7 protein-coding genes and 1 pseudogene are annotated in these 8,920 nt (G+C 42.2%); 6 read left to right on the top strand and 2 right to left on the bottom strand.

The features are described from left to right. Positions 1 to 786, bottom strand: a 786-nt coding sequence (locus QVO88_RS09350; protein ID WP_288177958.1) for an oligosaccharide flippase family protein, incomplete at its 3' end; no start/stop codon positions are given. Between the two features lie 223 nt (positions 787 to 1,009). On the opposite strand from QVO88_RS09350, the gene QVO88_RS09345 reads away from it, so the two are divergent. The 6 genes from QVO88_RS09345 to QVO88_RS09320 all read left to right on the top strand — a co-directional run bounded on the left by QVO88_RS09345 (position 1,010) and on the right by QVO88_RS09320 (position 8,457). Next, entirely contained in the window at positions 1,010 to 2,203 is a 1,194-nt protein-coding gene (locus QVO88_RS09345; protein WP_022288218.1) for a PLP-dependent aminotransferase family protein, read from the top strand. A gap of 6 nt (positions 2,204 to 2,209) precedes the next feature. Continuing rightward, entirely contained in the window at positions 2,210 to 2,674 is a 465-nt protein-coding gene (locus tag QVO88_RS09340; RefSeq protein ID WP_041337320.1) for a hypothetical protein, read from the top strand. A 22-nt stretch (positions 2,675 to 2,696) separates the two neighbouring features. Next, on the top strand, positions 2,697 to 5,504 hold the full coding sequence (locus QVO88_RS09335; RefSeq protein WP_022288216.1) for an ABC transporter permease: 2,808 nt from the start codon (positions 2,697 to 2,699) through the stop codon (positions 5,502 to 5,504). 14 nt (positions 5,505 to 5,518) lie between these two features. Continuing rightward, complete coding sequence (locus QVO88_RS09330; protein ID WP_022288215.1) at positions 5,519 to 5,776, top strand: hypothetical protein; 258 nt, start codon at positions 5,519 to 5,521, stop codon at positions 5,774 to 5,776. Between the two features lie 18 nt (positions 5,777 to 5,794). Further along, positions 5,795 to 6,889: a redox-regulated ATPase YchF gene (gene ychF, locus QVO88_RS09325; RefSeq protein ID WP_022288214.1), complete on the top strand. Its 1,095-nt coding sequence runs from the start codon at positions 5,795 to 5,797 to the stop codon at positions 6,887 to 6,889. A 200-nt stretch (positions 6,890 to 7,089) separates the two neighbouring features. Further along, positions 7,090 to 8,457 carry an MATE family efflux transporter gene (locus tag QVO88_RS09320; RefSeq protein WP_022288213.1) on the top strand — a complete coding sequence of 456 codons (1,368 nt, stop codon included), beginning with the start codon at positions 7,090 to 7,092 and terminating at the stop codon, positions 8,455 to 8,457. A 44-nt stretch (positions 8,458 to 8,501) separates the two neighbouring features. Here the strand turns inward: QVO88_RS09320 and QVO88_RS09315 are convergent. Then, a pseudogene (locus tag QVO88_RS09315) lies at positions 8,502 to 8,920 on the bottom strand (hypothetical protein); the annotation flags it as partial.

Raw genomic sequence — 8,920 nt, 5'->3', positions numbered from 1 at the left:
GCAGACGACAAGCTTTTTGGCTGTTGCTCCTGTGGGGTCTGTTATGGTATCTCCTTGAAGCATTTGCTTTGTTATGCTGTCGCCTTTGATCTTGCCTGATATGAGAATATACAGACAGGCGATCGCAGAGGCTATGGACGAACCTAGGATAGCTGCGGCAGCTATAAATGGAAGTGCGGCGGAGGCTGCCTGACGTGAGTTTTCATAGGCTGTGCCAAATATCATGCCTGTTTTATCATACATATCGGAGATATGATACATTAGTCCGTAGGCGAAACCAAGACCTAGGATAAGTTTGAAAAGGGTTTCTATCACTTCTGATACAGCGGTCGGTATCATATTCTGCAAGCCCTCACAGTAACCGCGTTCCACTGACATAATGGTACAGAAAATAATAGATGGGGCAACGCACATGAGAGCATATTTTGTACTTGGCTCGCCGACTACATTGCGTGACAGAAAATCTGAGGTGAGTATCATTACTGCGGCAGCGGCTGCGCTGATGATCGTGAAAAGGAAAAATGCAGTTCGCTTGGAATGACGCATATTTGAAAAGCGTTCAAGGGCATAGTTTTCAGCGGTAAGGCGAGCCATGGTGGAGGGGATACCTGAAACGACTATTGCGAAAACTGGTGTGAAAACTGAGAATGCTGAAGCGAAATATCCCATGCCTGTGCCGCCCAGAAGATTAGTAAGAGGTATCTTATAGAGAAGTCCCAGAATTTTTGTTATCAGAACCATTGCAAGCAATATTGCTGAGCCTTTTATAAAGCCTTGTCTTTTCATCTGTCAACCTGCTTTCTGACTTGTTTTTATATGATCTTATGCTGTTATGGTGGGTTTTATTACGGTTTGTCCATATGTCAGGTGGATATGCAGTTGTTTAAATTGCACAAAAATAGAGCTTAGGGTGCTAATACTAAAAAAAGTTTGTGTAAACACTTTATTTTATAGGAAAAATGTGATATAATCATATTATGTATTTTTAAGAAAAAGAGGTAAAAAAGTTATGACTTATAAGTTTTCAGAAAAGGTTTCTCATCTGCAGGCTTCTGCTATCAGAGAGATACTTAAATTTACTTCTGACCCAGAGGTAATTTCATTTGCGGCAGGCAATCCTTCTCCTGAGGCATTCCCTGTGGACGAGCTTAATAGAATATCAGAAGAGATATTCAAGGAAAATCCTATCGGCGCACTCCAGTACAGCCTTACAGAGGGATACACTCCGCTGAGAGATCTCCTTAAGAAAGAGCTTGAAAAGAAGGGTGAATTTGATCCTGAGAGAGATGATCTTATCATCACAAGCGGTGCTCAGCAGGCTAACGAGCTTGCTTGTAAAGTTCTCTGCGACCCAGGCGACATTCTTTGCTGTGAAGCTCCAAGCTTTATAGGCTCACTTAATGCGTTTAAGTCTTACAATGTTGAGCTTAAGGGTATCACGCTTCATGAAGACGGAGTTGACCTGAAAGAGCTTGAAGAGGCTTTCGCTACAGGCAAGGTAAAGGTATTCTACATTATCTCTAACTTCCAGAATCCTACTGGTCTTACAACTTCTCTTGAAAAGAGAAAGGCTATATATGAGCTTGCTAAGAAGTACAGTGTTATGATCCTTGAAGATAACCCATACGGCGACCTGAGAATAAAGGGTGAGGCTATCCCGTCTATCAAGAGCATGGACAAGGACGGTCTTGTTATGTATTCAAGAACATTCTCGAAGATACTTGCTCCTGGTATCAGAGTTGGCTACATTTCCGCTCCAAAGGAGATAATCGGAAAGATAGTTGTCTGCAAGCAGGTGGCTGACGTACATACAAATATCTGGGCGCAGATGCTGGCTTACAACTTCATGAAGGACAATGATATCGAAGCACATCTTGCTTCGCTGAGAGTGATCTACAAGCATAAGCTCGAACTTATGATAGAGCAGATCGAGAAGAATTTCTCTTCACAGATCAAGTTCACAAGACCTGAGGGCGGTCTGTTCATTTGGTGTACTCTTCCGGAAGGCAGTGACATGACTGGTTTCTGCAAAAAGGCTGTTGCAGAATATAAGGTAGCCGTTGTTCCGGGCAATGCTTTCATGGTAAGCGAGTCTGACAAGACAGCTTCATTCAGATTGAACTTCTCAACTCCTACAGACAAACAGATAATCGACGGCTGTGAGAAGCTTGGCAAGCTTTCTAAGGAAATGTTCGGCGATTAAGATAAAATGAAAAAAGTTCCTTTTACGCCTTTTCAGCTAGTGCTTACGGTGGTAAATACGGCGGCTCTAATGTTCTGCATGGGGTGTGATTGCTTTGTGCTGATAGTGGGCATGACGGCAGGCAGGACAAAGCCTTATGTGGTGGATCTTGTGCTAAGTCTTCTTACTATGGCGGTGTTTATTCTGCTTGTGTTTTCAGCAGGCAGGATAAATATTTTCAGTGATAAAGCTGACCCCGATGGGGACACTGCACCTGCGGTATCGGCACTTAGGACGTATTTTTGTATCTTGTTTTTTGATATCTCAGGAGTGCTGGGTCTTATGCTTGCGGGAGCGTTGGGGGTTGAGTGGGCTAAAAAAGCTATTATAATTTTTGCTCCTGTCGTTTTTGTCCTTGCGGCGATTGTTTATTTTATTCTATCGGGCAGGATAGGTCTTGATGATTTTTCGGATAGTGACGGGGAAGAATGATATTACAAAGGGGAGGTCTGTCATGAAAAGTGCATTGAAAAAGGATACTGTCAGAGAGATAAGTCACTCGTTGGGCAGATTTCTCTCTATTTTTCTGATAGTTCTTCTTGGCTGTGGATTTTTCTCTGGTATCAAGGCGACTATGCCTGATATGATAGACACGGCGGAGAAATATTTCAGTGATAACAGACTTATGGATATTAAGTTAATGTCGTCTATAGGCGTTAAGTCTGAGGACGTTGAGGCTGTGAAAAAAGCAGAGAACGTTGAGGGCGTTATGGCGGGATATTCTAAGGACGTTTTCTATTATCATGAAAATCAAAACCTTGTGCTGAAATTCATGTCCTTCAACAATGTTGTTGATGAGAACAGCCCTAATAATCTTGATAAGCCTGTTTTACTAGAGGGCAGGCTTCCTGAAAAAAAAGGCGAGTGCGCAGTAGAGGTAAAAATGAGTTCACCTAACACCTTTAAGTTGGGCGGAGAGATAAAGATCAACGAGCCTGACTCGTCAAAAAATATAACTGATACTTTGGCAACTGACACATACAGGATAGTTGGTATTGTGGCTTCACCGCTTTATATCGGCTATGAGCGTGATGCGACCACAGTGGGCAACGGAACTGTGGTAAGCAACGTTTTTGTGCCTGAGAGCGAGTTTGTGTGCGATTATTACACTGAGCTTTATGTGAAATTCAAAGGCACTGACGAGCTTGACCCGTTTTCCGACGAGTACAAGCAGGCTGTGAAAGATAAGAGCGTTCAGGCGGTGGAGTTTTTTGAGGACAGTGTGAACGCAAGGTTTGAAAAACTAAGCAGTGACGCTCAGGACAGTATTGATGTCGCTCAGGAGAAAGTTGACATCTTGAAACAGGCGCTTGCCTGCGACGAAAATCAGCTTACGGAGCTTTTGACAACGGCGCAGAAGTCGGTTGAGGAAGCTCAGGAGGCTTATGATAAGGCTGAACAGAGTGGTTCTAGTGCAAAGTATCTTGCAAGGTCACAGCTTTTAAAAGCACAACAGCTTGAAGAAGTGGCAGGAAAGCTTCTTCAAGACAAAGAGACAGGAAGTACGGCGGCTTTTGATGAATATAATGGTCAGCTTGCGGCGGCAGAAGATGAGATAGCCGTAGCGAAAAAAGAACTTGAAGCCGTGAAAACGCCTGCATTCTATCAGTATGACAGATTTGAGGCTAGCTCTGATTATAGTTCCTTTTATGGGGACGCTCAGAAGGTCGACTCTATTGCAAAGGTGTTTCCTGTGTTCTTTATTCTTGTGGCGGCGCTTGTATGTCTGACCACAATGACTAGAATGGTAGAGGAACAGAGAACGCAGATAGGTACATACAAGGCTTTAGGATACAGTGGGGCAAGAATAGCCGGAAAGTATCTTTTCTATGCAGCAACAGCGGCATCAGCAGGAAGCTGCATAGGCGTTGTTGTTGGATTGCAGATCTTTCCGAAGATAATTTATAGTTGCTATAATATTTTATATAACATTCCTGATATTGACACACCGTTTAAGCCTGTTTATATGGTGCTTTGCTTGGTGGTGTCGGTTATTTGCACTTGCTCGGCGGTGCTTTATGCCTGCATGAAAGAACTAAAGTCGCAGCCGTCACAGCTTATGCGTCCAAAGCCACCGCAGAATGGCAGGCGTGTTTTGCTGGAGCGTGTGGATCTTATATGGAATCGGCTTGACTTTCTTGCAAAGGTCACTGTGAGAAATTTGCTGAGATATAAAAAGCGTTTCTTTATGACAATCGTGGGAGTGGCAGGCTGTACGGCGCTGATAGTCACGGGTTTTGGTTTGAAATATTCTATAAAGACTATTGCCGAAAAGCAATTCAATGAGATATTTCTGTATGATGGTATTGCGGTACTTAATTCAGCCGATTTTGACGAGAAACAATTGGAGGACAAGATAAGCAGTATCCCACAGGTAGACAAATCTATGCTTATGCAGAGTACAGATGGCATTGCAGAAAATGAAAGTGAAAACCAGTCTGTTTCTATGATCGTGCCGAAATCTCCTGAAAATATGGGAGATTATATCGATCTTGTATCTGCTGAGAATGGATCAAACCTTGAAGTGAAAAGCGGTTCTGTTATCATAACACAAAAGCTTGCAAAGCTTCTTGACCTGAAAACGGGTGACACTATTACTATAAAGCTCAGTGGTCATGAGGAGAAAGAGTTCAAGATAGGCGGAGTAAGCAAGAACTATGCTTTGCATTATATTTACATCACTCCTGATGATTTTGAAAGTGTATACGGTGAGAAGCCTGTTTATAATCTTTCTTTTATTGACCTAAAGAAAGACACTGATGAAAACTCTTTCAAGGAACAGCTTATTTCAAATGACGAGTTTTATGGAATAAGCTTTAAAAATGATTCAAGCAGAGGTTTCCTTAATTCAGTGGACAGTCTTGACGCTATCGTTATTTTGCTCATCGTTTGTGCGGGAGGCTTGGCTTTTGTGGTGCTTTACAATTTGGCAAACATAAACATAACTGAGCGTGTTCGTGAGATAGCGACAATAAAAGTGCTTGGATTCTATGATGGTGAGACTTCAGCGTATATTTACAGAGAAAATCTGATATCGACGCTTGTGGGCATTATCGTGGGTCTTGTGGCAGGAAAGATACTGCACTATTTTGTTGTGATAACTTCTGAGGTCGACCTTGTGCTGTTCAACAGACAGCTTGTTTGGTGGGCGTATGTGCTTGGTGCATTGCTCACATTGGCATTTGCATTTATAGTTAATTTGGTTCTTCATTTCAAGCTTAAAAAGATAGATATGGTAGAATCTTTAAAATCAGTAGAATAGACGGAGGTATTATTATGGATATTTTTGAAGAAAACTGCGATACTGAAAATAACTGCACAGTAAGCTATTTTTGGAAAGGCCTTGCACTTTTTCTCCTTGGCGTTATAATTGGTCTGTTTGTTTCGCCTATCAAGAAAGGCGTTACTATCGGTTGTAACAACAAGATAGACAAGGGTGGCTGTAACGATCATTTTGACCCTGACGAGTATTATGATGATTATAACTTTGATGATGATGAAGATGATTTTGACCATGATGGCGTAAAATTTTAACGAAAGGCGTATATTGATATGAAACTTGGCATGGTAGGACTTCCTAACGTAGGAAAATCAACACTTTTTAATGCACTCACAAATGCGGGTGCAGAATCTGCGAACTATCCGTTTTGCACGATCGAACCGAATGTGGGCATTGTTTCGGTGCCTGATGAAAGACTTGACAAGCTGGCTGAGATGTATCACCCTGTAAAGTTTACTCCTGCAACACTTGAATTTGTTGACATTGCAGGTCTTGTAAAGGGTGCTTCAAAGGGCGAGGGACTTGGAAACAAATTTCTTTCAAACATAAGAGAGGTGGACGCTATCGTTCACGTTGTAAGATGTTTTGACGACCCTAACATCATTCATGTTGACGGCTCTATCAATCCTCGCAGAGACATTGAAACTATAGATTTGGAGCTTATTTTCTCTGACGTTGAGCTTATCGAGAGAAAGCTTGACAGAACTAAAAAGGCAATGAAAGGCGACAAATCTCTTACTTCCGCTGTAGAGTTCCTTGAAAAGCTCAAAGAGCATCTTGAAAGCGGCAAGCCTGCACGTTCTTATGACATGACAGAGGACGAGCTGGAGATACTTAAAGAAACACCGCTTCTTTCACTTAAGCCTGTTATCTATGCGGCTAACCTTTGCGAAGATGATTTCAGAAACAATATCGAAAGCAACGAGCATTACAAGGAAGTTTGCGAGATTGCAAAAGCCGAAGGCTCGGCTGTGTTCCCGATATGCGCGCAGATAGAGGCTGAGATATCTGACATGGACGATGAGGACAAGGAAATGTTCCTTGCAGACCTCGGTCTTGAAACTTCAGGTCTTAACAGAATAATCAAGGAGGGCTATTCACTTCTTGGTCTTATTTCATACCTGACAGCAGGCGAACCTGAGGTAAGAGCTTGGACTATCAAAAAGGGAACTAAAGCTCCACAGGCGGCAGGAAAGATACACACTGACTTTGAAAAGGGCTTCATCAGAGCTGAAGTTGTTTCATTTGACGATCTTATGAGCTGTGGCTCTATGATGGCGGCTAAGGAAAAGGGTCTTGTTCGTCTTGAGGGTAAGGATTACGTTATGCAGGACGGCGATATCGTTCTTTTCAGATTTAACGTATAAAGCGTAAGCTACACAAAGGCAGGCTGAAATATGCTTGCCTTTTTTATGTGCAATATGTATGTTTTTTGTTATTATATTTGTTTAAAATCACAAAAGTAAATTTAATTTGTGTTATAGATTTTTTCATATATTGATGATAGAATGTGATAGTAAAAATTAAAGATGATAAATGTAACAGTTAGATTTTTGGAGGAAAAGTAATGACAAAAAACATGACAACGGGCAGTCCGTTCAAGCTTATAATGAGCTTTGCGCTTCCTCTGCTTTTAGGAAATTTGTTGCAGCAGACATACAATCTTATTGACGCTGCCATCGTGGGAAGATTTCTTGGTTCTGACGCTCTTGCAAGTGTCGGAGCTTCAAGCAGTGTGCAGTTTTTGGTGCTTGGTTTCTGCATGGGAACAGCCTGCGGCTTTGGAGTGCCTATTGCAAGGCATTTCGGAGCAGGGGACATAAAAAAGCTGAAACAGTATTTTTACAATTCTATTGTTATAACCGCCGTTACTGCGTTTGTGTTGACCACAGTTTGTGCGGTGCTTTGTAGTGAGATATTGAAGCTTCTTTCAACTCCGTCGAATATTTTTGACGACGCATATAAATATCTTCTGGTGATATTTCTTGGCATACCGTTCACACTTTTGTATAACCTGCTTTCAAGCGTATTGCGTTCTGTTGGCGACAGCAAAACGCCATTTGTATTTCTTGCTATATCAACGGTTTTGAACATTGCACTTGACCTTGTGTGTGTTATCGTGTTCAGGTGGGGCTGCATGGGTGCGGCTATCGCTACGGTCGTTGCTCAGGCGATAAGCGGAATACTATGTGCTGTATTTATTATGAAAAAGGTAAACGTGCTTAAGCTTTCAAAAGAGGACAGAGTGATGTCAAAGCCTGCGGTGCTGAACCTTATAATAATGGGCTTTCCTATGGGACTTCAATATTCCATAACGGCTATCGGCTCAATGGTCATGCAGTCAGCTAACAACAAGCTTGGAAGCATTTATGTGTCAGGATTCACTGCTGGGGCAAGGATAAAGCAGTTCACAATGTGTCCTTATGACGCTTTTGCAACAGGTGCATCTGTTTTTGCAAGCCAAAATCTCGGTGCAGGAAATCTCAAGCGTATCAAAAAGGGTATACGCATTGGAGTTGGCGTTGGCATGACATATGGAGTAATAGCCGGTATTGTACTTATATTCTTCGGCAGAGAGCTTTCGCTTATCTTTGTGAATAAGTCAGACGCAGCAGTGCTTACTGCTTCAGCCAAATATCTTTTCTATGCAGGCTTTTTCTATTGGACGCTAGGTATACTCAACACTTGCAGAATGTGTACGCAGGGTCTTGGATATTCTGGACTTGCTATATTCTCAGGAGTGACGGAAATGATAGCTCGAATTTCTGTAAGTATGATATTTGTGCCGAAATTCGGTTATCTTGCAATCTGCTTCACAGATCAGGCGGCATGGATAGCGGCTTGCTTGTATATAGTTCCTGTTTGCATATATTGTGTGAACAGGGCAGGCAGACACATTGCAGGAGATCACGGACTTCCTGTGGAAAATAAATAAGTAAAAGGCAGCTCTGAAAAAATCAGAACTGCCTTTTGTTATGCCTACTTGTTTATAGCTTTTTTAAGTTGTAAGACAACTTCGCTGTAGTATCTTGGATTGACATCGCCAAGTTTCATGTTGTCATTGTATGCAGCATCGGGAAGTCGGAAGTAAAGCTCTTCCACGGTCACGTCCTCTATCTCGTAATAGCCGATGTATGTTCCTGAGAATTTAAGCTCGGCGGTCATGCCTATGTTGACGAGCTTGCCGTCGGGATCTTTCTCCTTGCCTGAGATATCATTTCTTATGAACTCATAGAAAAAGCCTGCGTCCTGTGCCTGACCTTTATACCAGCCTGCTTTGGTCATGCGGTTGACTAGAGTGGTGTTCGTTATCTCGGTATTCTTGAAGATCTCGCAGGCGGTCTTATTCTTATCGCTTTCCGCTACTTTGTATACCTTTCTTTTTAGCTGGTCGAATG

The organism is Ruminococcus sp. CAG:57 (genome assembly GCF_000435935.1).
GTDB classification, from domain to species: Bacteria; Bacillota; Clostridia; order Oscillospirales; family Ruminococcaceae; genus Hominimerdicola; species Hominimerdicola aceti.
Note: the sequence above shows the minus strand (reverse complement) of the source record. Positions and strands in the feature narration are given on the sequence as shown.